The sequence below is a fragment of the Prosthecobacter sp. GW821-HT29F12 genome, from assembly GCF_058803405.1.
Genome location: NZ_CM179517.1, coordinates 7,659,506 through 7,684,203, shown reverse-complemented (window position 1 = coordinate 7,684,203; position 24,698 = coordinate 7,659,506). Strand labels below are relative to the sequence as shown.

At 58.3% G+C, this 24,698-nt stretch carries 22 protein-coding genes; 9 read left to right on the top strand and 13 right to left on the bottom strand.

Going from position 1 to position 24,698, the window contains the following annotated elements; translation table 11 throughout:
• The gene (locus tag AC3RLQ_RS31570) at positions 1-2,325 is read left to right on the top strand and encodes a secretin GspD/PilQ domain-containing protein (RefSeq protein ID WP_493033157.1); all 2,325 of its coding nucleotides are present in this window, start codon (positions 1-3) and stop codon (positions 2,323-2,325) included.
• A gap of 339 nt (positions 2,326-2,664) precedes the next feature.
• Here AC3RLQ_RS31570 and AC3RLQ_RS31565 read toward each other — a convergent pair whose 3' ends face one another.
• The 7 genes from AC3RLQ_RS31565 to AC3RLQ_RS31535 form a co-directional block, all read right to left on the bottom strand.
• The gene (locus tag AC3RLQ_RS31565; RefSeq protein ID WP_493033155.1) at positions 2,665-3,486 is read right to left on the bottom strand and encodes an MlaA family lipoprotein; all 822 of its coding nucleotides are present in this window, start codon (positions 3,484-3,486) and stop codon (positions 2,665-2,667) included.
• On the bottom strand, positions 3,483-4,052 hold the full coding sequence (locus tag AC3RLQ_RS31560; protein WP_493033153.1) for an MlaC/ttg2D family ABC transporter substrate-binding protein: 570 nt from the start codon (positions 4,050-4,052) through the stop codon (positions 3,483-3,485). The genes AC3RLQ_RS31565 and AC3RLQ_RS31560 overlap by 4 nt, the downstream gene beginning before the upstream one ends.
• Entirely contained in the window at positions 4,049-4,528 is a 480-nt protein-coding gene (mlaD, locus tag AC3RLQ_RS31555) for an outer membrane lipid asymmetry maintenance protein MlaD (protein WP_487682090.1), read from the bottom strand. The genes AC3RLQ_RS31560 and mlaD overlap by 4 nt, the downstream gene beginning before the upstream one ends.
• Positions 4,525-5,334 carry an ABC transporter ATP-binding protein gene (locus AC3RLQ_RS31550; protein WP_493033150.1) on the bottom strand — a complete coding sequence of 270 codons (810 nt, stop codon included), beginning with the start codon at positions 5,332-5,334 and terminating at the stop codon, positions 4,525-4,527. Before AC3RLQ_RS31550 ends, mlaD begins: the two co-directional genes overlap by 4 nt.
• A gap of 2 nt (positions 5,335-5,336) precedes the next feature.
• Entirely contained in the window at positions 5,337-6,113 is a 777-nt protein-coding gene (locus tag AC3RLQ_RS31545; RefSeq protein ID WP_493033148.1) for an MlaE family ABC transporter permease, read from the bottom strand.
• Between the two features lie 82 nt (positions 6,114-6,195).
• Positions 6,196-7,347: a Gfo/Idh/MocA family protein gene (locus AC3RLQ_RS31540; RefSeq protein WP_493033146.1), complete on the bottom strand. Its 1,152-nt coding sequence runs from the start codon at positions 7,345-7,347 to the stop codon at positions 6,196-6,198.
• Between the two features lie 35 nt (positions 7,348-7,382).
• Complete coding sequence (locus AC3RLQ_RS31535) at positions 7,383-8,225, bottom strand: sugar phosphate isomerase/epimerase family protein (RefSeq protein WP_493033144.1); 843 nt, start codon at positions 8,223-8,225, stop codon at positions 7,383-7,385.
• Positions 8,226-8,293: 68 nt separating this feature from the next.
• Here AC3RLQ_RS31535 and AC3RLQ_RS31530 point away from each other — a divergent pair, with 68 nt between their 5' ends.
• Complete coding sequence (locus tag AC3RLQ_RS31530) at positions 8,294-9,190, top strand: LysR family transcriptional regulator (protein ID WP_493033142.1); 897 nt, start codon at positions 8,294-8,296, stop codon at positions 9,188-9,190.
• A 91-nt stretch (positions 9,191-9,281) separates the two neighbouring features.
• Here AC3RLQ_RS31530 and AC3RLQ_RS31525 read toward each other — a convergent pair whose 3' ends face one another.
• From AC3RLQ_RS31525 to AC3RLQ_RS31515, 3 genes are all read right to left on the bottom strand, one after another.
• Entirely contained in the window at positions 9,282-11,480 is a 2,199-nt protein-coding gene (locus tag AC3RLQ_RS31525; protein ID WP_493033140.1) for a polysaccharide biosynthesis tyrosine autokinase, read from the bottom strand.
• 191 nt (positions 11,481-11,671) lie between these two features.
• Positions 11,672-12,463 (bottom strand): polysaccharide biosynthesis/export family protein, encoded by a 792-nt coding sequence (locus AC3RLQ_RS31520; protein ID WP_493033138.1) that lies wholly within the window; start codon positions 12,461-12,463, stop codon positions 11,672-11,674.
• A gap of 22 nt (positions 12,464-12,485) precedes the next feature.
• Positions 12,486-14,186 carry an outer membrane beta-barrel protein gene (locus AC3RLQ_RS31515; RefSeq protein WP_493033136.1) on the bottom strand — a complete coding sequence of 567 codons (1,701 nt, stop codon included), beginning with the start codon at positions 14,184-14,186 and terminating at the stop codon, positions 12,486-12,488.
• A 510-nt stretch (positions 14,187-14,696) separates the two neighbouring features.
• On the opposite strand from AC3RLQ_RS31515, the gene AC3RLQ_RS31510 reads away from it, so the two are divergent.
• Entirely contained in the window at positions 14,697-15,164 is a 468-nt protein-coding gene (locus AC3RLQ_RS31510; RefSeq protein ID WP_493033134.1) for a cytidine/deoxycytidylate deaminase family protein, read from the top strand.
• 171 nt (positions 15,165-15,335) lie between these two features.
• Here the strand turns inward: AC3RLQ_RS31510 and gmd are convergent, their stop codons facing one another.
• Entirely contained in the window at positions 15,336-16,355 is a 1,020-nt protein-coding gene (gene gmd / locus AC3RLQ_RS31505) for a GDP-mannose 4,6-dehydratase (RefSeq protein ID WP_493033132.1), read from the bottom strand.
• Between the two features lie 131 nt (positions 16,356-16,486).
• Here gmd and AC3RLQ_RS31500 point away from each other — a divergent pair, with 131 nt between their 5' ends.
• Positions 16,487-16,690: a DNA-directed RNA polymerase subunit omega gene (locus AC3RLQ_RS31500; RefSeq protein WP_422317765.1), complete on the top strand. Its 204-nt coding sequence runs from the start codon at positions 16,487-16,489 to the stop codon at positions 16,688-16,690.
• Between the two features lie 66 nt (positions 16,691-16,756).
• The gene (gene smpB, locus AC3RLQ_RS31495; RefSeq protein ID WP_493033129.1) at positions 16,757-17,218 is read left to right on the top strand and encodes an SsrA-binding protein SmpB; all 462 of its coding nucleotides are present in this window, start codon (positions 16,757-16,759) and stop codon (positions 17,216-17,218) included.
• A gap of 340 nt (positions 17,219-17,558) precedes the next feature.
• Here the strand turns inward: smpB and AC3RLQ_RS31490 are convergent, their stop codons facing one another.
• Complete coding sequence (locus tag AC3RLQ_RS31490) at positions 17,559-18,134, bottom strand: hypothetical protein (protein ID WP_493033127.1); 576 nt, start codon at positions 18,132-18,134, stop codon at positions 17,559-17,561.
• Between the two features lie 215 nt (positions 18,135-18,349).
• On the opposite strand from AC3RLQ_RS31490, the gene AC3RLQ_RS31485 reads away from it, so the two are divergent.
• From AC3RLQ_RS31485 to AC3RLQ_RS31470, 4 genes are all read left to right on the top strand, one after another.
• Positions 18,350-19,390, top strand: coding sequence for an aldo/keto reductase (locus AC3RLQ_RS31485; protein ID WP_493033125.1), 1,041 nt, complete (start codon positions 18,350-18,352; stop codon positions 19,388-19,390).
• Between the two features lie 135 nt (positions 19,391-19,525).
• The gene (locus AC3RLQ_RS31480; protein WP_493033123.1) at positions 19,526-21,067 is read left to right on the top strand and encodes an MFS transporter; all 1,542 of its coding nucleotides are present in this window, start codon (positions 19,526-19,528) and stop codon (positions 21,065-21,067) included.
• Positions 21,068-21,345: 278 nt separating this feature from the next.
• Complete coding sequence (locus AC3RLQ_RS31475; protein ID WP_493033121.1) at positions 21,346-22,902, top strand: MFS transporter; 1,557 nt, start codon at positions 21,346-21,348, stop codon at positions 22,900-22,902.
• Between the two features lie 117 nt (positions 22,903-23,019).
• The gene (locus AC3RLQ_RS31470) at positions 23,020-23,247 is read left to right on the top strand and encodes an FmdB family zinc ribbon protein (RefSeq protein WP_461528582.1); all 228 of its coding nucleotides are present in this window, start codon (positions 23,020-23,022) and stop codon (positions 23,245-23,247) included.
• Between the two features lie 112 nt (positions 23,248-23,359).
• On the opposite strand, the gene AC3RLQ_RS31465 is transcribed toward AC3RLQ_RS31470, so the two are convergent.
• Positions 23,360-24,667, bottom strand: coding sequence for an RsmB/NOP family class I SAM-dependent RNA methyltransferase (locus tag AC3RLQ_RS31465; protein WP_493033119.1), 1,308 nt, complete (start codon positions 24,665-24,667; stop codon positions 23,360-23,362).
• Between the last annotated feature and the right edge of the window lie 31 nt (positions 24,668-24,698).

Here is a 24,698-nt window from a genome sequence, read left to right as displayed (position 1 = left end):
ATGTCGCAATTCCCTTCCCAGCTCCCGACACGCCTGCGCTTCGCCGTGTTGATGGTGCTTTTGATTCTCGGCATGCGCCAAGCCACGAAGGCCCAGGCCCCTGCTGCGCCGCTGCCAGCGGCTGGAACTTACGTCCCGGTGGGTGAGGGTGCCAGCATCAAGGTCAACTTTCCCAGCGCGCCTATCCAGGCGATCATTCCCTTCTACACCCAGCTCACGGGCAAAAAGCTCATCCTCGACTCCGCCCTTCAGGGAGAGATGCTCCGCATCATTTCCCCGCAGATGCTCACCAAGAAGGACGCCATCGCCTTCATTGAAGCCACCCTGCTGCTCAATGGCTACGCCATCATCAATGTGGATGCGACCACCGCGAAACTGATCAACCAGGCCGGAGGCAAAAGCCCCACCGCCGATGGATTGAAGGTGTACAATTCCCTGCGCGACCTGCCGCTGAACGAGGAGATCTGCCACTATGTGCTGCCCCTGCAGTTCGTCTCGGCGGATGAAGCCTCCAAGGCTTTTCAGCAGGTGATCAAACTTCACGGTTACGGAGCCATGACCGGTGTTTCCAATGACACCGCCCTCATCATCACGGAAAACAGCACGACCATCCGCAGCATCTGCGAGATCGCCCAGATCATCGACGTCCCGCCGACGGAGACCTCCAATGAAATGATCAAGCTGGAGCGCTCCGACGTGGAGCTGGTGGCTGAGATCATCAATGAGATCTTTGAGCAGGAGGAAAAGGCGAAGAGCTCCACAACTAACGCAACGGCCGCCATGCCGAATGCGGCAGCACGTCCCGGAGTCACCCCCGTACCAGCCAGCCCTGCAGGAAACGCCAGCACCACCGCGACGAATCCCGCCGCTGCACGCGTCAAAGTTTTCCCGTACCGCCGCACGAATGAACTGCTGGTCATTGGCCGCCCGGTGGACATCACCTACATCAAGGGGCTGGTCGAGAAACTCGACAAGCAGAGCGACGGCTCCAATTTCCTGAAGCGCCGCCTGAAGTACCTCGATGTGCTGGACTTTCTCACCGTGGCCTACAATGCGCTGGCCAAAGACACCGACATTCAAGGCAACAATGACGGCGCCATCGCAGGCTCTCCGGGTGGCGGAGGAAGCCCGCGCCGCAAATCCGGCGCCACCTCCGACTCCTCCTCGGACGACAGCAACCGGAACAACTCCAATGGCTTCGGCAGCAGCAACAACTCCGCCTATGGTGTCAACGCCGGCTTCGGCGGCAGCTTCGGCAACTCCTCCGGCAGTTCGAATTCAAATTCGAACCGCAGCCTGCTCGACAATCCGGAAGACGTGGGTGCTCCTGAGTCCATGGTGGTCGGGAAAACGCTGCTCATTGGCGATCCTCAATCCAACAGCCTCATTGTTTCAGGCTCACCCGAGCACATCGCGCGCATTGATCAGCTGCTGGAGGAGATGGATATCCGCCCCCAGCAGATCTACATTTCCGCCATCATCGGCCAGTTGAGCCTGGGCAAGAACTTCAATTACGGGGTCGATTTCCTGCAGCTGCTGTCGGATTTCAGCGTGAACCGCAACGGGGCGCATGGTTCGTCCACATCGGGAAGCTCCACCACAACGACCGCGTCCAACATCATCCAGTTTCCTGCGAAATTCGGGCAGCTGAATTTCTACGGCCAGATCGGCGCGCTGAGCAACTACATCAAGGTCATCGACAGCAACAACAACTTCAAGGTGCTGGCCACGCCAAGCATCTACGCCAAGAACGCCGCCAAGTCTGTGATCTCCTCAGGCCAGAGCATCGCGGTGCCGGCCAACATCCTGACCAACGGCGCCTTCACCGGCGGTGTTGCGAGCAACAGCGTGAGCGTGACCTATCGGGATGTGCTGCTCAAGCTGGAGGTGATTCCCCTGATCAACTCGGATGACGAAGTGACCCTGAAAATTGCGCAGGTTAATGACAACATCGTTGGCTCGCAGTCCATCGGCGGCAACACGGTGCCCACCATCGGCACGCAGAAGCTGCTCACGGAAGTGGCGGTGAAAAACGGCGCCACGGTCGTTCTTGGCGGGCTGATCACCGAGCGAGTCACCAAAGGTAAAAACGGAGTCATCGGACTTCGACGCATTCCCATTCTGGGCAATCTCTTTGGCACCACGCAGAATCAAACGACCCGCGAAGAGCTGCTTATTTTCATCCAGCCCCGCATTGTGCGCTCGGATGATCCGCTCGACACGCCTAACAACATCGAAAGCGGTCGCAGCAAGGTCTATGATGAAGCGATGCAGTTTGGCTCACCTGGGCTGGAAAACATTCCCCGGGCGCTGCCTGCGAGGTGAGTGGAATCAGGCGGACGTGGCAGAGGCTTTTTCAGAGGTGTATCCAAGGCGGTCTGCGTGCAGCGTTTTACGAATAGAGCACGTGGAATTACTCGGCAGCGGTTGGAGGACCAACCGCCCTACCTGCGCGCAGGAAGTCTCCAATGCCGGGGTGTGAAAGGTGGGGCTTGCTGCTCGTGGAGGTGAGGCCCCCGATCATCGAGCGACATCGGCCCTAGGTTGCTGAAGATAGATCTGCCGACGCAGGAGAATCATCAACCTGCGGGAGCGCTGGGCGTTGCGGACGCGTGAGGGATCGGGACGATCCCTCACCTTTAGCACGAGCTCCGAGCAGGCCGCTCAATTCCTGATGGCTTCAGTACGACTCTGGGTGTAGGCGCTGCGCGCGGAGAGATAGGGATCCACGGCATCCTTTGTGATCGTGTCATACCTGTCCAACTGGCCAGGTATGGAGCGCAGCGTGTTGGACAGAGGGGGAACGATGACCCAGTCATGCTTTGAGCGGCTGCCGAACCAATAGAGGTAGGGCCAGTTGACCGGATTGAGGGCATAGTCTCCGGCGAGGCCCACCGTGTCACGCACGCTGCTGGGTCCCAGCAGTGGCAGCACCAGGTAAGGGCCGTTTGGAATGCCCCACTTGCCCAAAGTCTGAGCCGTGTCTTCATCCGGCACATTGGCAAGAGCCGGGATATTTTCCGCAGGACGGAAGATGCCGACGACACCACCCACGGTGTTGACGACGAATTTGCCAGTCTCCTGCCCGGCACGTTTGAACTTGCCCTGGAGCGTGCAGTTCACGAACCGCACCGGGTATTTCACATTCTCAAAGGCGTTGTCGATGCCCTTGCGCACCGGCCTTGGCAGGATGAGTTCATAGCCCTTTGAGATCGGACGGAAGAGGAAGGTGTAGAGCTGATCGTTCACCCAGAATGTGCCGCGATTGAGCTTTTCAAGCGGGTCGGAGATGTCAGACGCCGTGGCGTATTCATCCACTTCTCCGTCATCGTCCTTCGCGGGTTTGTCTGCGGCCTTGGCCTTGCCCTTGACGGCGGCTTCTGTGGTGGGTTTCGCAGCGGTCTTAGACGCTGGGGTGCTGCAATCAGTCAGCAGCGGAGTGGCTGCCAGCAACAACAGACGGAGTGTGAATACGTGGTATTTCATTGAGGGCGGGAGACAGACTGCGTAAGAGAGCTGATGACGGCATTTGCGCCACCTTTTTTAAATTGCGCATCCAACTGGCTGCGGTAGTTGGCGATGAGGCTCACGCCTTCGATCACCACATCGGTGATGAGCATCTGCTCCATGCGATAAATCACGTTATAATGGCTGCCTTTGTAGACCATGCTCGTGGGCACATCCACACGTCCTGATGCCGGCTCTGTGGCCGCGTGGTAAGTGATGTCCGGATGCTCTCCCGGTGTGAACTTGCTGCTGTAGCTGCGGATGATGAGCGTGGAAAAGAGCTTGGAGGCCTGCTGCTGTTGCGCGGGTGTGAACTGTCTCCAGCCCGGCCCCACGGCACGCTTGGTCATGGTTTCAAAGCTGACGTACTTTTGCAACACGGGGCGCAGTTTCTCCGGCAGAGCATTGCGATTTCCGGTGCGGTCGGCCACGGCCAGCACCTCAGTCACGGCGGTTTTCAGGCGGGTCTGGGCTTCGGCGAGCTGAGCGGACACGGCCAGTGGAGCGGCGGCCAAGAGAAGCGGGAACAGAAAACGTAGAGTCATGGGGCGGGGGGGGGGGAGTCTTTGCCTTTTTCAACACTGCCAAAAGCCATTTTGCCAATTAACGACTCCAGATCGACCGAGGACTCAGTCATCGTGATCCGAGAACCAGCGGAAAGATAAGTTTCATCCGCACCAGGTGCAAGCGCCACGTATTTGTCTCCGATGAGTCCGGTGGTTTTGATGGAAGCCATCGTGTCGGTGGGCAGTTTCAGACCGGCCTCCACGCGAAGGGTCACCATGGCAGTGTAGTCGGTGCCATCCACACGGATGCCTTCCACCCGTCCCACGGGGACGCCCGCCACCAGCACACTGCTGCCAGCATTGAGCCCCCCTGCATTGGTGAAGCGTGCCTCCATGACATAGGTGTCTCCACCGAGCATCGATTTTGAGCCGAGCTTCACCGTCAGGTAGACGATGGCGGCGATCCCCAGGAGGACGAAGAGACCAACGTAAAGTTCCAGCTTGGATTGTTTCATGAGTCTTCAGATTGCAGGGCTTCGCCACGACGTATAGCAGCAAGTGTACGGCCAAGTGCTTCCGCGCTGTCGCGGAAATCCTCCACCATGGCGACGGTGGAGGCCGAAAATTCAGCAGCGGTGCCTTCAAAGCACATGCGCCCTTTGTCAAGGAGGGCCACGCGGTCGCTGGCGATCAGCGCTTCGGTCAGGTCATGCGTGACCACCAGTGCGGTGAAGCCAAACTGGCGTTGATATTTCGCGATCATGGCAAACACGGCATTCCGCCGCAGCGGGTCCAGTCCGGCGGTGGGTTCGTCAAACAGAACGAGTTCCGGCCGCGTGACGATGGCGCGTGCCAGGGCCAAGCGTTTCTGCATGCCGCCGGAAAGCTGGCTGGGATAGCGGTCCTGATGCGCTTCGAGTTCAATCTGCCGCAGCGCTTCGAGACTGCGTTCGCGAATTTCCTTGTCAGAAAGATCCGTGGTCTGCTCCAGCGGCAGGGCCACGTTTTCCAGGGCGGTCAGGGAGTCGAACAAGGCATTGCTTTGAAAAAGGAAACTGCAGCGGCGGCGGAAATCGGCGCGTGCGGCCGCATCGCCGATGCTGAGCAGTCTGCCGTCAAAGTGAATGCTGCCTGAATCCGGACGAATGACATCGGCCAGGCATTTCAAGAGCACCGATTTGCCAGCGCCACTGCGACCCAGAACGGTCACGAGACTGCCACGCGGCACATTGAGGCTGGCGCCATCCAGCACGACGTTCTCTCCAAAGCACTTGTTCAAGCCCTCGATGCGCAGCAGCATTGGATTGGAATCAGCACCCATGATCAGACGAGGAAGGAGGTGATGATGTAATCTGCGGCCAGCACAATGATGCTGGACTGCACCACGGCACGGGTGGTCGAGGCACTGACGGCACGCGCGCCGGTGGCGGAACTGCAACGGTGCGCGTTAAAGCCATGGTAGGCGCACAATGAAATCGTCAGCAGGCCAAAGGTGACCGCCTTGATGATGCACTCCCGCACATCCTGGGCTTTGACCGCGTGCTCCACGGAAGACCAATAAACGCCGGGCTCCAGACCCAGCAGCAGTGAACCTGAAAGGCTGCCGCCCCACAAACCCACCGTGACAAACAGGGCCGTCTGCATGGGATAGACGACCAGCGCGGCGAGCAATCTCGGGGTGACGAGGTAAGCATGGCTGCTCACGCCCATTGTTTCGAGAGCGGCGATCTGCTCTGTGTTGCGCTGAATGCCCAGCTCTGCCGCCAGGGCGGACCCTGCCTGCCCTACCAGCATCAGCGCCGCCAGGGCGGGGCCCAGTTCACGTATCAGACTGAGGGAGACGAGGGTGCCCAGCAAACTTTCAGAGCCGAAGCGGTTCAGGACGTAATACCCCTGCAACCCGAGCACCAAGCCGGTGAACATACCCACGATGAGGATCACCGGCAGGCAGCGCACGCCCTGCTCAAAACCGGCGCGCACAATGCGCCTGCCAAGCCGCCGCGCACCCACTGCGGAACGAAAAGACTGCCCTGTAAAGAGAGCAAAGTCGCCCAGTTCATGAACAATGGAGAGTGAGTAACGACCTATGGCGCGCAACATTCGGTACGGGAACCTTCACCCACGCACCGGAGTTGCGCAACGCCGTAGCGTCTCCCGCCTCAATATTCTTTAGAATGCCTCCTCAAAGCTCGCCAACCGGCAGCCACTTGCGCTGCTCCCAGCTTTGCAGGCCGAGCTCAGCGAGTTGAACGCCCTTGGCACCTTCACGCAGGGTCCAAGGGAATGGTGTGTCCAGCACCACGTGCTTGAGGAACTCCTCCCACTGGATCTTGAAGGCGTTGTCATAGGTCGTCGTATCCGGCACTTCCTGCCAGCCGCCGAAGAAATCGATCGGCTGGTCGATGTCTGGATTCCACGTGGGCCGTGGCGTGGTGCCGATGCTCTGCACCCAGCATTTGCGAAGTCCCACAATGGCGCTGCCGTGCGTGCCGTCCACCTGCATGGTGAGCAGGTCATCGCGCCGCACGCGCACCGTCCAGGAGCTGTTGAACTGGCAGATGACTCCGCCTTCGCACTCAAAGGTGGCGTAGCATGCGTCATCGCTGGTGCAGGCATAGGGCTTGCCGCGCTCGTCGATGCGCTTCGGCAGATGCGTGGCGCCTAAGCAGCTCACGGCTTTCACTTTGCCAAAGAGATTGTCCACCACGTAGCGCCAGTGGCAGAGCATGTCGACAATGATGCCGCCGCCGTCTTCCTTGCGGTAATTCCAGGAAGGACGCTGCGCGGGCTGGTCCCCTTCCTCGCCGGTGAAGACCCAGTAGCCAAACTCGCCGCGCACGCTGAGGATGCGGCCAAAGTAACCCTGATCCCGTAATGTGCGGAACTTGCGGATGCCGCTGAGCCAGAGCTTGTCCTGCACGACGCCGTTTTTCACACCGGCATCTTCGCAGAGCTTGGCCAAACGTAACGCCTCGCTCGTTTCCACGGCGGTCGGTTTCTCGCAGTAGATCGCCTTGCCTGCCTGCACCGCCTTTTCCACAAAACCTGCACGCTGCAAAGTGCCGGAGGCATCAAAGAAGATCTCGTCCTCCTTGTTGGCCAGCGCCGCATCGATGTCTGTGGTGTAGCGCGTCACCCCCGTGCGCTCTGCCAGGGCCTTGAGCTTGTCATGATTCCGCCCCGTGAGAATCGGGTCGGGCATCAGCGTGAGATCATCGCTCACCTTGAGTCCGCCTTGATCGCGGATGGCCTTGATCGAGCGAATCAGGTGCTGGTTGGTACCCATGCGTCCCGTGACGCCGTTCATGATGATGCCGATTCGTTTGGTTTCCATTGTTACTGAGTTCCAAGTTTAAGGTTTAAAGTTTGTTATTTGCTCGTGGCGTCTGGATAAAGCGCCGCATAGCTCTGGCTGATTTTTTCAAGAAACACCTGCTGGTCCATGGCCCAAAGGCGGTTCGAAAAGATCTCCACCTCGCGATAACCCGTGAAGCCGGTGGCATCCACCCAGCCGCTGATTTCTTTGATGTTGATGCAGCCTTCGCCCATGAGGCCGCGATCATTCAAGAGATCAATGGTCGGAGTCCTCCAGTCACAGATGTGAAAGGCCTGCAGGCGGCCGGTCTGACCTGCGAGATCAATCTGCGACTTCAGCTCGGGATCCCACCAGACATGGTACACATCCAGCGCGATTCCGACCGATTTCGGCGAGCCCAGCACATCGCAAATCTCGTGGGCCTGGCGCATGGTGTTCACGGCGCTGCGATCATCCGCATACATGGGGTGCAGGGGTTCGATGGCCAGCTTCACGCCCGCCTGCTCAGCTGCCGGCAGCACCGCAGCGATGCCTTCGGCGATCTGCTTGCGCGACTCCACCAGCGACTGCCCGGGCACGGCACCGCAGACCAAGACGATGAGTGGAGCGCCAATGGCGTGCGCCTGTTCGATGGCCTTCAAATTGTCATCAATGGCCGCTTGTCTGCCGGCCGTGGTCGCGGCTGGAAAAAAACCACCTCGGCACAGGCTCACGACTTCCAGCCCTGCGTCCTGCGTCTGACGCGCCACAGAACCCAGATCACGCCCTTCCAGGGCCTGCCGCCAGATGGTGATGCCGCTGACGCCGCGCTGCGGGAACTGCACGAGGCATTCTTCAAGGCTCAGCGGTTTGGTGGTGATGGTGTGGACGCAAAGTCGGCGCATGGGAAAGATCATGGCAGCGCCTGCTCATAAGAAAAAGATGATTTTACGATACCCTGGATCAGAAATATCAATGACGAGTCATGGAACTCTACCAACTCGGCTACTTCATCGAAATCGCCCGCCAGCGCAGTTTCACCCGGGCGGCCGGTCGACTCCACATGGCGCAGCCGGCGCTGAGCCAGCAGATGAAAAATCTCGAGGCGGAGCTGGGCACGCCCCTTTTCAACCGCGGCCGCAAAGAAGTGCAGCTCACCGCCGCCGGCAAAGCTTTCCTGCCGCGTGCCGAAGGTCTCCTCACGCAGGCCGAAGCTGCCAAGGCGATCGTCTCCGATGTGGCCCTGCTGCGGGGCGGCAAGCTGACCATCGCCGCCATTCCCAGTGTCAGCGCCTGCCTGCTGCCGGAGGTGATTCAAACCTTCAGCCAGCAACATGATCAGGTGGCCCTGCATTTGATCGAGGACAGTTCTGAGCGAGTGGCCGACTGCGTGGAATCCGGCCGGGCGGACATCGGCTTTCTCCAGCTCCCGGCGAGCAAGGCGGCTTTCAAGTCACAAACTCTCCTTACCGAGCCTTTCGTGCTCCTGGTTGGCAAAGGGCATGCGCTTGCCGGTCAGAAAACCGTGCTGCTGCGGCAGTTGTCCGCTGAATCCTTCATCTTTTACAAAGGCCGCGCCCGCGACACCGCGTTGGAGTCCTGCCGCAAGGCCGGTTTTGAACCCCACATCGTCTGTGAGAGCGGAGAACTGGGAACCGTGCGTGCGCTCGTCGCCGCAGGGCTGGGACTGGCCATCGTCCCACGGCTGGCGGCTGGAAACCTGCCCGCGACCATCTTTACCGTAGCCATCCGGGAACCCAAAATGCAGCGCCAGATCGCCGCCGTCTGGCAGAAGGGCAGCGAGCTCTCTCCTGCGGCGGCATCACTTCTGGAACAGGCCACCGAACTGCTTTCGCAAGGGAACTGCACCAAAGATGCCTGACAATCATGCCTGTGGACTGAGGCAGGAGCCCCGCACCATCAGCGGCTTGGAGAATGATGAGCGCCAGCCCGAGCTCGCGCTGCCATTTAAATCAGGACTTCGCGGCGGCAGGTTCAGCAGCCTGCTGAGGATTGGTCTTGGTGGGCGCGTAGTAGTAGCTGGCGTAGTTGTAGTAGGTGTACTCTTTCAGGTTCGAGCTGGAGCGGTTGAGAATGACGCCGCCGATGTTGACCTGGCGTTCATAGAGCAGATCCAGAGCCTTGCCTGAGAGACGGGCCATGGTGGAGGACATGCGCACCACAAAGAGCACCGAATCAAGTTTCGGCGCGAAGCTGGCGGTGTCATCCGCCACAAGGACAGGAGCACTGTCGAAGATGACGTAATCGTACTCCTCACCCATCTCGCGCAGCATCTCTTCAGCTGTTTTGGAAAGTAGCATTTCCGAGGTCTGATCAAACACGTCACCGCGGGCGAGCAGGTCCAGGTTTCGTGTGCTGGTTTCCTGAACGGCATCACGCCAGTGCAGTTTGCCACGCAGGGCTTCGCTCAAGCCTGGGGTGGAAGGAAGTTTGAAAAGCTCGCTCACACCACCACGGCGCAAGTCGCAGTCCGCCAGCAGCACACGTGCTCCGGCCAAGGCCATGGTGACGGCCAGGTTGGAGGTGACGGTGGTCTTGCCTTCGTTGGGAACGGCGCTGGTGATGAGAATGGTCTTTGGCGGCTTGCCCTGCCAGTTTTTGAAGAGAATGGAGGAACGAATATTGCGGAAGGCCTCGGCGTAGAGATGGCGGTCGTCATTTGGACGCAGCAGGGCCACATCACCGCGATTTCTCTGTTCCGGCACCTGCCCAAGAACCGCTTCACCGGGGAACAGGGTCTGGAACTCACTGTAGGAATTCATTCGGTCGTCCAGACGGTCGAACAACAGCAGGATCACAATGCCAATCCCCATGCCGCCAATGAGACCAATAACGATCGGCATCACCCAGTCCTCCACATTTTCATAGGCAGGGATGGCACGCTCTTGAATGGCCACAAAATCTGCCTGTGAATTGAAGACGCTCTGAATGCTCTCCACTTTTTCAAAAAGCTTGTCGTAAGTCAACTTGGCCGACTCGGCGGCTTTCTCCAGCTTGTCGTGCTCTGCGATTTTACCGCCGAGATCGAGGGCCTCTTTCTGCTTCTCTAGAATCTGAGCGTCCAAGACCTGCACTCGACGCTGAATATCCGCCATCTGAGTCACCATCTCCTGCTGAATCTGCTCTGCATAGGAAGCCAGCAGCGCCTTCTGCGCCGCCAGTTCTTCGGTAACATCCTGCACCATCGGGTGCTGCTGTTTGAACTGGATCAGAAGAGAGTCCAGCTTGGTCTTGAGTTCAGTGATTTTCGATTTGGTTCGCAGGTAATCCTGCTCCGCCATGGTCATGCCATTGCGCCCGGGCGAGGTCTCAGTTGCCTTGATTGCGCCTGATGGCTGGGTGGCTTCGGCACCTTTGGAACCTGGAGCACCAGGCGTTGCCGCGGCTCCGCTCAGCATGCGTTCACGCGCCTCCATGGCGGCATTGACGTTGGCGATAGCGAGCTTCAAATCGTCAAGTGTCGTGCGTTGTGCTATCCGCTGCGCTTCCAAGTTTCCAAGGTACTGTGCGGCAAGATTGTTGCCATTGGTGATCGTGAGGATGTTGTTGGCAGCCTTGAATTTGGTGAGACGCTCAAGGCTGTCCTCCATGAGCTTCTGCTTGTTCACCACCTCGGTGAGGAACTGCTGGAGCACCTTGCCCTGAGCCTGCTCGCGGATGCTCTGACGAAATGCGATGAACTCGTCCAGAAGGGCGTCCAAAAAGATCTTCGTGTATTTAGGCTCGGAGCCGGTCGCAAGGATGTTGAAAATGGCCGAGCCCTTGGTCTGCGCCACGCGGATTTCAACGTCTGAATCCTTCACATCCGGGTTCAAAGCTCTGACGCGATCCAGCGCGCGTCGTTTCATTTCGGCGCTCTCAATCGTTTCGATGATCGTGCCGTAGAAGTCCGCCTGCTGTTCACGCCAGGTCACGTTGTCGTTGAACGCCAGCTGACCGCCGGCCACGAGTTTAGCCAAGGAGCGAAACTCCTGAGGGCGCCCGGTAATGCGCAAGGCCTGAACACAAACACCAATGCTGGCCGTCAGGAGCAGGAACCACCAGCGGCGGCGCAGCAGGATCTTGTAACGCTGGAATTTGGCGGATGCCTCGTGAATACGACTCAGCGTGCTGGATTGCGCCGGGCCTGGGAGGGTGAGGTTTTGTTCCATGATTTCAAAAATCCAAATTTGTTCTGTCGGGCTGCCAAAGGCTGCTGCTGTCTCCCGTCATTTTTTGGGCAGGCAGAATCGCTCAAAAACACAACTTAAGCCATTGGATTTATTTGGCCGCGCCTCTGTTCGATTTTAAATCAAATTTCACCTCATTTGATTCCGAAATACCTGTGAGAAACCCGGGTATTTTAGAAATTAACAGTCTTTTCTTCGACGATGATGACGTCATCCTTGCGAATGAACACGTCACGCTCAAGGTCGCCCTGCCGCATGATCCCGTCCACATTGACCAAAATGGTTTTGTTTCCTTGTGGAGTTTTGCGGATGATTTTCACTTTTTCCTTGTTGGCGAACTGGGCAAAGCCACCTGCGCGAAGAATGGCCTGGCTGATGGAAATGTCTTCATTGGCCGGCAGATCGTATTTTCCCTGTCTGGCCACGATGCCGAACATGACGTAGAACTCCAAGTCCACCTCCCGCTCCTCCATCTGAGTTTTTTCGTTCAGCTTGTCGATCGCGATCACCACGGTGGCATTTTGGAAAAAATTCTTTTCCAGCTCCCGCTTGATGGTGAAAGCCAGATCACGGCAGGTTTTTCCCCGGGCATTCACCAAACCTACGTAAGGGGCCTGGACCTCTCCGGTCACTGCAACCACCTGCTGCAGCGCATCACGACGGTCTTCCAAAATGCGGATACTGATGGTATCCCCTACCGAGATGGGACGATTGTTGTCCAATACGTCCATCGAGTTCAAGACTGCCGCACCTGCGTTGGCCGCACCGCCAGTGGAAACCGGGGCCTGGCGCGATGACCTTGAGGACTCAGGGATGCGAAAGCCAGGATCTTGAGCTTTCAAAGCCGGGAGAGCAAAGGCAAGCAGAAGCAGCGACAGTGATATCTTTTTCATGATGATAGTGAATGAATTTTGAATCCCTCGTGCGCCAATGCCGATCACGGCCTGGCTGAGATCAAAAGTCATAGACCAGTTACGATCCGTTTCGTTAGAAATTGTAATTGATGCCCAAAATCACGCGTGTCTGCGTGGAATCCGCGTTGGATTGCTTATAATTGGTAACGAAATAGCGATAGCCCAGATTAAGCCCAGCCTTGGCGGTCAGGTTGTAGTTCAAGTCAAAGGAGAACCCGCTCTGGTCAGCATCTCTTCCAGCCACACCTATGTAGTCGGCACGTCCGAAGTGATAGCCGGTTCCAGCCCGCAGCTTGGAAGTAAGCTGGTGGGTGTAGTAAAAATCCACACCAAATTGAGTCAGTTTGTAACCAGTGCCTGCGAAGGCAGTGTTGGTAAACGAAGGCTTCGCATTTTCGTAGTAACCTGAAATTGAGAAGCGACCACCCTTCCAGGCAACCATCGAGACACCATAATTGATGAAGTCGGCGGTGATGAAGTTCGATGCCAAGTTGATCGAGGACTCATGCCCAATGGTCAGGGTGTGACTGAAGCGAGCATTGAGCTGGTTGGTAATGCTGAAGTTGTAGTAATAGCTGTTCAGGTCGGAACTGTCTCCTGGACCATTCGGGGCGAAAACCGTTGGCGAGTCGAAATTGAAGGCCTGCAGACCGCCAGCCAGTTTGATAATGGTTGATTTGCCCAGAGGCACACTGACAAACGCGCCCCAGTTGAAGAGAACGCCGTCGTTCAAAGTAGGATTCACGTAGTTTAGGAACGAAACCCCGCCTTCCGTGCCCAAAATCCAAGTCGCCGTCGGGCTGTATGTGAGGGAGGCATGGAGCGTATTCATCGTACGGCTGAACTGCTTGTTGTTGCTGCCCAATGCCTCGGAGATGGTGTTTGTGTAGTTGACAGCAAGAGCCCAGGCCGAATTGATCTGCCAGTTGGCGGCGACACCAAAATCGTTCTGGAAGACACCGAAGCTCGAATTATTCGCAGCACCGACAAAGGCATTGTTCAGCGCAGGACGCATGGACATGCGGTCATAAATGGTGAAATTCACAGGGCCGGCCTTGATATCAAAAGCAAGCGTCGTGCCTGGCAAGACGTTGATCAGGTAATTGCCGTTTCCATAAGCTGCCAGTTCTGGATGATTGAAATAGTGATCCACACCGAGACCGCCGGTGAAACTCAGGACATTGTTTTGTGAAACGCGGTAGTTGGCGCTGATGTTGAACAGCGTGCTGCTGATGATGTCTGACACCGGAACGGCGGTGCGGCGAATGTTGCTGTTGTATTCAAACCCCTGGTAAAGGCCAAAACCAATGTTCACAGGACCAACCTTCAGATTGCGCTTGCCCGTAAGGAAGGGATCTGAGGTGTAGGTGGGAGCAAAATAGCTCAGTGACTGAGAATACTGGCCGGAGTAGGTGGTGTAATCACCCACAGCACGAGCGGCGAACGCGGAACTGCCGCTGCGCACCGAAGGCTGTGAAATCTGACGGTCAGAACGCAGCAATTGCTGCAGACTTTGATACCCCTCCTGATCTTCCTGGCTGACGTATGCCCCTTTTTCGTAGTCGTAGACCACGTCTCCACTGCGTGCGGACGACTGAGTTGTCTTTTTCATCTGACCGGTGCGGGACCGAAGGTCATTGAAAAAGTTGCTGGTTTGTGACGGTGAAACACCAAATTGAGCGTTGGAACGTTGCGGCAACAAACAGCCGGTCGTGAGGGTAATCACCATCAGGAGAGCACTGATGGGGATGGGGCGAGAGTTGTTGATCAGCATGACGGGAGAGATTGGGTCGGGAATTAAAACAATGATACAAGCAATTCTACTTGGTTTTGTCTATACCAAATTTCTCTCGATTTCGCCACATACTCACCCTTGATTCACAATAATTTGGCGTTCGCCGCTACACGCGGCCAGCCAATCCCCCCCCTTCAGTTCTTGAAGGCGACCACTGAAACGGCATTCCTCGTTTCACAAACGCGTTTTCTGTGTTCAAAATCAAACTCGAGTTGGATTTCTCTCGACGATGCCCTGTCCCACGATCTGTGAGGACTATTGGAAGGGGGAGCCAGGGCGATCAAACTGCGTAATTTGCCGAACAATTTACTGATCGGAAGCCGCTTGGAATTGAAAGAGTTCATGGATTGAGTTTGATAATTAGGACAACTTTCCGAGAGCTATATAGTGTTCATTGTAACATGTTCAAATGAATTTTAAGACGGCTGAAAAATGCATGCCTCCACCGCTCCTGTTTGACTCAGGAGGTTTAAAAGTTCATGTGCGGCAATGTCCATTGAAGCCCATCCTGCCCCGGCAGCGCGGTTGACCATACCAGAATACGCCATGGCGCTTGCCCACGTGGCCAGCCTGCGTTCGGAGGATCCCTTTCGGAAGGTTGGGGCGGTGGCCATTGACTTTGACAACCGGGTGATCGGAACCGCCTACAATGGCCTTGCGCCCGGCTACGATGCAGATCCTGATTTTTGGGCAGATCGGGATGCACGACGTAAATACATGCTGCATGCCGAGGTGAACCTGTGCAGCCTGTTCACCCGGGGCAATGTGAAGCTCGTCGCCTGCACCACCAAGCCCTGCACCAGCTGCATGCAGATGCTCTGCGCCTATGGTGTCAAAGAAGTCTATTTCCGCGACGATTACCCTGAGTCCGAGGCAGATGCCATCGCCGGGCGTTATGGCATCCCGCTGATCCAGCTTGCCGATTACCCGCAGATCGTTTCTACCGCAGCCAAGTAGAAAACTGCGTAGAGGCTTGGTGACGCGGCGGCAAAGCGCGTGCAGCTTGTGTGAGGTGAGGCCCGTCTCGAGTTCTCCTGGGGTGCAAAGCAGAGCGGTCCGACCCGCAATGTGACTTCGTACGCACCAGCGCACAAAATCACTCATTTTCCCCGGCCACGCTCCAGCCAATCAGGCAGCTTTGACGTTCTTCACCGCCAGTTCATGCTTCGCAAGCTGCAGATCAGCCTCCACCATGATCTTCACCAGTTCCTTGAATTTCACCTTCGGCTCCCAGCCCAGCTTCTTGCGGGCCTTGGCCGGATCCCCGATGAGGAGTTCCACCTCCGCCGGGCGTTCATAGCGGGCGTCATATTTGACGTGCTGCTCCCAGTCGAGATCCAGCGCGCCGAAGGTCTCCTGAACGAATTCCTTCACGCTGTGCGTCTCGTTCGTGGCGATCACATAGTCATCCGGCTCATCCTGCTGGAGCATCATCCACATCATTTCCACGTAGTCCTTGGCGTAGCCCCAGTCACGCTTCGCATCCATGTTCCCCAGAAAGAGTTTGTCCTGCAGCCCCATTTTGATGCGTGTGGCCGCACGGGTGATCTTGCGAGTCACAAAGGTCTCCCCACGGCGTGGCGACTCATGGTTGAACAGGATGCCGCTGCTGGCATGCAGGCCGTAGCTTTCGCGGTAGTTCACCGTCAGCCAGTGGCCATAAACTTTCGCACAGGCGTAGGGGGAGCGGGGCCAGAAAGGCGTGGTCTCCACCTGCGGAACCTCCTGCACCTTGCCAAACATCTCCGAGGACGAGGCCTGGTAAAAGCGCACTTTGCCCACCAAGCCGGTCTCGCGGATGGCTTCCAGAATGCGCTGTGTCCCCAAGCCCACGATGTCTCCGGTGCTCTCCGGCACGTCAAACGACACACGTACGTGGCTTTGAGCCCCCAAATTGTACACCTCGTCCGGTTTCAGATCATAGAGCAGCTTTACCAGTGCCACTGAGTCCATCAAATCCCCGTAATGCAGGTGCAGATGCTTTGAAGGCAGGTGTGATTCCGGCTCAAACAAGTGCTGAAGACGCCCCGTGTTGAAGCTTGAGGCCCGGCGGATGATCCCGTGTACTTCATAGCCCTTTTCGAGCAGCAATTCCGTGAGATACGAGCCGTCCTGTCCTGTGATGCCGGTAATTAGAGCTTTCTTCATGAGTCAAATCGAGCGCCGATGAGACAATACCGCCCCCCATTCCGCAAGGGGAAAAGCAGGAACATAACAGTTGCACCCCACGAGTCTCCCCTTATTCTCTGCCCCCCCAATCCCAGCCCCAATTTCAATTTATGAGAGCTGACCTCGTCGAACAAGCCGCGCTAATCGTCAAAGATCACCCCATCCTGATCAACATGGTCTCCAAGCGAGTCCGTCAGATCGCCGCGGGCCATGCGGTTCTCGTCGAGCGCCGCCCCGGCCTCCGTGAAGCCGACCTCGCCCTACTTGAAATCATTCAGGGCAAGATCACCATCGCCACCATCGACAAGAGCTAGGCCACCCTGCCCTCCCCGGCAGAACCGCCAGTTCTTCGTTAACATCAGCGGTTCCCCGCGCGACCCATGTCCGAGATCGCCACGAACCGCAAAGCCCCGCGCGACTACCACATCCTCGAAAAGTACGAGGCTGGCGTCGAACTCCGCGGCACCGAGGTGAAATCCATCCGCCTCGGGAAGCTGAATATCTCAGACGCCTTCGCCCGCGTGGATCGCGGCCAGGTCTGGCTCTATGGCTGTGACATTCAGACCTACGAGAAGGCCAGCCACACCACCCACGAGCCCCGCCGCACCCGCCGGCTCCTGCTGCACAAGAACGAGATCATGAAGCTGCTCGCCCAGACGCAGCAAAAGGGGCTCGCACTGCCAATTCTGCGCGCCTACTGGAAAGGCCACCACATCAAGATCGAGATAGGTGTCGGCAAAGGCAAGACCCACGGCGACCAGAGACAGGATCTGAAGGAGAAGGCTGAGAATCGCGAAGCGGCCCGGACGGTGGCGAATTTCAATCAGAAGAATCGGCGGTAACGCAGGAATGCATACCGCAACGTCAGGCCCCCTCCCTTATTGGGAAGCATGGCAGCTGGGACTTCGGGTGACACGATCATCCTGCTTCCGGGCGGAACTTCTTCCTCAGCACGCTCTGTCAGCCAGACAGTGATCCTCCACCGCGCCGCCGAGGGAAAATCAGGATCGCGAATGCTCGGATGCGCCATGTTGATCTTGCGGTGGTCTCCAACTCGGCATCCTCCGGACGGCGCACTGTGACTTTCTCTGTTCGCCCGCTCCACCCTTCAAGCACCGAGAAGGTCGGGTGAAGAATCCACTGGGACTTTAACCCAACAGTTTCCCCGACCGCCAGCAGTGATCATTGCGATTCAATGGGCCTGCCCGTTTCAAGATCAAATCTATAGCGAACACCATTGAAGTCGATGGCCTCCGCATGGTGCGCGTGAAGCTCGAAGCCCTCGGAGAAAATGTCACTCCCGCTCGCTGACCAAAGCAGCTCACCCGCGTAGCTGAGGCGTGAAATTTCCAGCTCCCCGTGGGAGATGATGCTCGAATAACCCGGCGCATCGTAAGCCCCGAAGCACGTCGCGTCATCTGCCTCGGCATGCCAGAGCAAACGCAGCACCGGCAGCTCCAACGCGCAGACAAAGGGTCCGACCGCGACGAAGCAAACATCCTCCCGGATGAACGCCGAGTGCGCATGGACACCACTGGCGCCGCCTGCCGCCAAAAGAACACGTGATGCAAGAATCGTATCGCCCTCTTTGACCACAATCCGATGACGCGACGAGGGGCAAAAGCCTTCATCCCCCAGGAAAATCTCCTCCCCAAGCGCACAAGCATTGTCCGCTGATTTCGCATCGTAGCGTGGAAGGTCCCACGTCTCCTCCGTGAGAACGATTTGATTGTCCTTGTATGGGAGGGTGAGATGCACAGGGAGGGCTGCTTTTGTCGCAAATCCGCGTCCGAGGCAATCAAATTGCGCGCGTGGACCTGCGCGGCATTCAGATCTTCCCGGTCCGTCTGCGCTTCTGCCCGCGAGTGTTCACCTGTCAAGATTGTACCGGGTCTGTGTCGGCGAGGACGCGGAACGCGTGCGCTCCATCCATGTCTTGCCCTGCGCGCTCGCCTCGTTAGCATCCGCGCCTTATGAATCGAAAACGCCTTGGCCGCACGGGTATCGTTGTCACGGACATCTGCATGGGAACCATGACCTTTGGCCTACAGGCCGATGAGAAAACGTCTTTTGAAATCATGGACCGGGCCCTTGAGGCGGGGATCGACTTCTTTGACACGGCAGAGCTGTATCCGGTGCCGCCGAGCGCGGAGCTGTTTGGAGTGACGGAGCAGATCGTGGGCAAGTGGCTCAAGGGGCAGAAGCGGGGTGAGATCATCATTGCTTCGAAGGTGACGGGGCCTGGGCATGGCTGGTTTCGCCCGCCGGTGCGCGGTGGCTTCACGGCGCTGGACCGCCGCCAGATTTTCCAGGCCTGCGAGGACAGCCTGCGCCGGCTGCAGACGGATTACATCGACCTGTATCAGACGCATTGGCCGGATCACGGCATGCAGCAGGAAGAGACCTTGGGGGCGCTGACGGATCTCATCGATCAGGGCAAGATCCGCGCCTGGGGCAGCAGCAATGAAACCTGCTGGGGTGTGATGAAAAACCTCTGGGAGGCGGAGAAGCACGGTCTGGCCCGCATGGCCACGGTGCAGAACAATTTCTCCCTCATCAACCGCCGCTGCGAGAGCGAACTGGCCCAGGTCTGCCGCAAGGAAGGCGTGAGCCTGCTGCCCTACTCACCACTAGGTGGCGGCGTGCTGTGCGGCAAGTACAATGGCGGTGCCCTGCCCAAGGGTGCACGCTTCACTGACTACATCCAGAACGGCGGCCCACGGCAGAAGCGAATGGCCGCGCGCTTTGTCAATGAGCGCAGCCTTGAGACCACGGCGCGGTTGCAGGTCATCGCGGCAGATCTCGGTGTCAGCGTTACTGCACTGGCCCTGGCCTGGAGCAAGCAGCATGACTTCGTGGCCTCCACCATCGTCGGTGCCACCACGGTGGCGCAGTTGAATGAGAGCCTGGCCGCTGCGGATCTGGTGCTGAGTGCTGAAACGCTGACCCGCATCAATGAGATTGATGAAGCGATCCCGTGCGCGATGACGGAGGATGGGTTGCGGAGGTTGTAGGGGCTCTGCGGCGCAAACCTGAGATTCCCACTCAAGAGGATTATGCGGTTATTTTTCGAACTGGGAAAAAGACGTTGCGCTGTGAGGCGGCTTTTGCTGGAATCGCCCACTCCCTGACCGCCCCCCTCCCACGCCATGACTCAGACCACCTCCGGCAAAGCCGACATGAAACTCTTCTGGGCCTGCTTCATCGCCCTGGTAGCCACCTCGTTTGTGTTTGGTGTGCGTGCCAACACGATTGGCGAGTTGCAGAACAGCTTCAATCTGTCTGAGTCGCAGAAGGGAGCCATCAATGGCGCGGGCATGTGGCCATTTGCGCTGAGCATCATCTTCTTCAGCCTGATCATTGACCGCATTGGCTACAAAACGGTCGCGCTGTTCGCCGCCGGCTGTCATGTCGTTTCGCTGGTGCTCACCCTGCGCGCCTCCGGGTATGAAGACTTTTACTGGAGCTCGCTGCTCATCGCGGTGGCGAATGGGACGGTGGAGTCGTTCATCAACCCGGTCGTCGCCACGATCTTCAGCAAGAACAAATCGAAGTGGCTGAACATCCTGCATGCAGGCTGGCCCGCAGGCCTGGCGCTGGGCGCGCTGTTTTGTGCGCTGCTGCCAGAAACGAAGCTGTTCTTCAATGCCGTGTGGCAGTTCCGCTTTGCGCTGTGCTTCATCCCCGTGGTGCTTTACACGCTGCTGATCCTCCCACGGACATTCCCAGTGAATGAGCGCGTGGCCGCCGGTGTGAGCTACCGCGACATGCTCAAGGAAGTGGGTGCGGTGGGCTCCTTCATCATCGGTTCCCTGGTTTACTGCGCGGTCATGCAGATGATCGGCTACGAGGCCTCCCTGAGGGACTCGCTCATCGCCGGACTGGTGCTGGGTGCGGCCACTGGCTTTTATACCCATTCACTGGGCAACTGGCTCTTCATCGTTGTTCTCATCACCATCGGGCCGCTGGCCACGACCGAACTCGGCACCGATGGGTGGATGCCGGAACTGCTCAAGCTCAGCGGCCCGGATTTCCCGAACTTCGCCACGTGGATCTTTGTGTATGTCTCCGTCATCATGACGGTGCTGCGCTTTTACGCCGGCCCCATCGTGCACAGATTCTCCCCCATCGGCCTGCTGGTCATCAGCGGGGCCATTGCCATCACCGGGCTGATCTTCCTCTCCCATGCCACTGGCTGGGTTATCCTCGCGGCAGCGACGGTGTATGCTCTGGGCAAGACCTTCCTGTGGAGCACCACGCTGGGGCTCACCGCCGAGCAGTTCCCCAAAGGCGGGGCCCTCACCCTCAATGGCGTCTCCGCTGTGGGCGTACTCTTCCTGGGCGTGCTGGGCAGCCCCTACATCGGTCACAAGCAGGATCTCGACATGGCCGAGCGTCTCTCCGCGACTGAGCACAGCGCTCTGTACTCCCAGATCAAAGGCGACCCCAAGGCTGGCATCTTCGGCAATGCGCCAACGCTGAACCAGGAAAAAATCAAGGCCCTCCCTGCCCCTCAGCATCAGGAACTCGAGAGCGTGCAGGCCGCGAGCAAGCGCAGCGTCTTCACCACCATCGCCATTCTCCCCAGCTTCATGCTGGCCTGCTATCTTGGCATGTTCTTCTGGTTCAAGGCCCGTGGTGGGTACAAACCGGTCGTGATTTCCGAAGGAGATGCCAGCCCGGCCCACTGACCCGCAACGCAGAATCGAGAGCCCCCTGCATTCACTGCAAGATCGACAGGCTTCGCTGCGATAACAGGTCCGCCCGCCCGAAAGCGCTCACAGCAAAGGTCTTTTTCTGGACGCGACTTGCGGACCTTTCCGCTGCGTGTTCTGGCAACTTCTCAGTCTTGAGAACACTTTTTCCTTGTCGCTCAGAGGCGTGGCACCTAAAACACGCCCGTTCCCGCAACTATCACTCCAACCAACACACACACTCCACTCCCTCCTCTATGAGCGAAAACAATCGAATGAGACTTCTCTGGGCCGGCTTCATGGCCATTCTCGCGGCCGGCGTCGGCTTCGCCATCCGCGGCGGCATCTTTGACAACTGGGCGAAGGAGTTCGGCTTCACGGGCGCGCAGCTCGGAGCCATCGGCGGCATGGGCTTCAACGGCTTCTGCTTCGGCATCATCCTTGGCGGTGTCGTGGTGGACAAGATCGGCTACGGCAAGCTCGTCGTGGTGGCCTTCCTGCTGCACATCGTCTCCGCGCTCGTCACCTTCACCGCCAGCGGCAGCAGCGCCTTCATGGTGCTCTCCCTTGGTATGTTCATCTTCGCTTTCGCGAATGGCACCCTGGAAGCCGTGGCCAATCCGCTGGTCGCCACGCTGTTCCCGGAAAACCGCACGCATTACCTCAACATCCTGCACGCCTCCTGGCCTGCCGGCATGGTGATCGGTGTTATCATCGGCTGGTTCCTTGACGACAAAATGGAGATCAACTGGCGCATCCAGCTCGCGCTCTATCTCATTCCAACCGTGATCTACGGCCTCATGTTCATGGGCCAGAAGTTCCCCCAGTCCGCCGCTGCGGCCAAGGGCGTCAGCTTTGGCAACATGCTCAAGGACGTCGGCATTCTCGGCGGTGCCGTGGCCTGCTTCCTCCTTTCCTTCTTTGCGGAAGGCTTCTTCAAGGATGTGCTCACCGTTGAGCCTGCTCTGGCCAAGAACCTCGGCTACGCCACGGGCGGCATTGTGCTGATCGCCGTGGGTGTGCTCACCAAGTTCTCGCTTGGATCGCTTGTGCTTTTCGTCCTCTTCGTCACTCACGCCCTCGTCGGTGCGGTCGAACTCGGCACGGACGGCTGGATCCAGAACATCACCGGCAACCTGTTCACCCCTGAGCAGGGCAAGGCCCTCTTCCTCTGGACCTCCGCCATCATGTTCGGTCTGCGCTTCTGCGCTCATTGGATCGAAAAGACGCTCAAGCTCTCCCCTGTCGGTCTGCTCTGCATTTGCGCAGCCCTCGCTTGTGGCGGCCTCACGCTGGCCTCCGGCATGAATACCTTCGGCACGGCGCTCGTCGCCCTGGGCGTGTATGCCTTCGGCAAGACCTTCTTCTGGCCCACGATGCTCGCCGTCGCTTCTGACCGCTTCCCAAGTACGGGCGCTGTGGCCATCTCCATCATGGGTGGCATCGGGATGCTCTCCGCTGGCATCATCGGTGGTCCTGGCCTCGGCTATACAAAGGACCGCTTCGCTGGTGAGTCCCTGAAGGCCTCCAACCCCGCCCTGTACGAAACCTACAAGGCCGAAGCTCCGAGCAAGTTCCTCAATCTGGAAGCGACCGCCGCCATCGGCCTTGATGGCAAGAAGCTCTCCGAAGCCAAGGAAGCCAAGGAAAAGACTCCTGATCAGAAGGCCGTGGTGCTGGCCGATCAGCAGGGCGACCGTAAGACTCTGAAGTTTGACTCCTACATCCCCGGCACGATGGCCGTGATCTACCTGCTCCTCCTGGTCTACTTCAAGTCCATCGGCGGCTACAAGCCTCTGACCATTGAGGAAGAGATGGCAGCGAAAGCCTGATCTATCGTCCCATTACTCCCACGCGGCGTCCGTTCACGGGGACGCCGTTTTTATTTCCTGCCTTGCGCAGTGTCATTCATTCGGCATTCGTATTTCGAACATTCGACATTTCTGATCATGCCCACCTACGTTTACGAAACCATCCCCCAGTTTGAAGGTGAACCCACCAAGCGTTTTGAAATCCGCCAGAGCATGAAGGACGCCGCGCTCACGCAGCACCCGGACAGCGGCCAGCCGGTCCGTCGCGTGCCGATTGGTGGCACGGGCATGATGGGCGGCAGCAGCGGTGGCTCCCAGGCCTCAAGCGGGGGTGGCTCCTGCGGCACGGGTTGCGGGTGCCATTAGAAAATGACGAGCCGAGCGAACCGCGACAGACGACCGTAGGGAGCCCGAAGGGTGAGCGCAGCGAATCAATGTCGAATTCCCGAATGACGAATGAAATCCGAAGCTCCAAGGCCTAAACGGCTGGAGCATTCGGAACAACTTCGACATTCGGAGCAGCTTCGACATTGGCCACTTTGGTTTCTTCATTCTGCGGAGCAGCTTTACGCATCAAGCGTGCTGCATAGAATCCGTCAAATGCTCCGGTCTCTGGCGTGCGGTGAAGTTCTTCTTCGAGGGTCCATTCCTCACCGTGTTTGGCCAGGAAAGCCTGGACCTGGAGTTCGTTTTCGCTGGGCAGGATGCTGCAGGTGGCATAGACCAGCTTGCCGCCGGGGGCGACCATGCGGCTGTAGCTTTCAAGAATCTCGGCCTGGAGGGCGATGAGACGGTCGATCTCGGTATCGCTCAGTTTCCACTTCGCATCCGGATTGCGGCGTAGAACGCCCATGCCGGAGCACGGCACATCTAGAAGCACACGATCCGCTTTTTGCGCGAGGCGTTTCACGGTCTTCGAGCCTTCGATCTCGCGCGCTTCAAGGATGTCCACCCCGGCACGTGAGGCGCGCTTGCGCAGTTCGGCCAGCTTCCAGGCATGAATGTCCAGCGCCAGCAGGCGGCCTTTGTTGCGCATGATGGCCGCGAGGTGCAGCGCCTTGCCACCGCCACCAGCACAGGCATCGATGACGCGCATGCCGGGTTCTGGCTGCAAAAACGGTGCGATGAGCTGAGAGGCTGCGTCCTGAACCTCGAACAGGCCCGCCTTGTAGGAATCGGTGCCAAACAAATTCGCCCGCTGCTTCAGACGCAGGGCGCTGGGCACCTGATCCACGGCTTCGGTTTCATAGCCTTCCTGGCCGAGACGCTCGCGCAGGGCACGTCGGTCGTTTTTGAGCGTGTTCACGCGCATGAACACATCCGCAGGGAGATTCAACGACTCGCGCAGCGCGGGCCATGCGGCACCAAGCTCACGAGTGCCACGTGCTTCCAGCCAGTCCGGGATTGCGGCACGGATCGCAGGAGACGCGCCTGCTTTGGCACGTTTCATCACATCCTCCGGCTTCACCTCGGGCGCGGTTTCATCCTTGGGCAAATCACGACCGTTGGAAATCCAATAGGCGGCCCACACACGCCAGAGACGCTCCGGGGTGATGTTCTCCGGCTGCGTGTGCTCTTCGTCAGGCAGCCCGGCCAGATACCAGAACCAGCGCCACCAGCGCACGCATTCATAGATCGACTCAGCGAAGATGCGGCGGTCCCGGCTGCCCCACTTGCGATGCCGTTTGAAGGTGAACTCGATCACCTTGTCCGCATAGCGTTTGCCCACAAAGACCTCTCCGAGTGAGAGGATGATTTCGTCGAGCAGGTGGGGCGGGAGCTTCATCCTACGTCGATAGTCCGCCCGCAGTCACGTT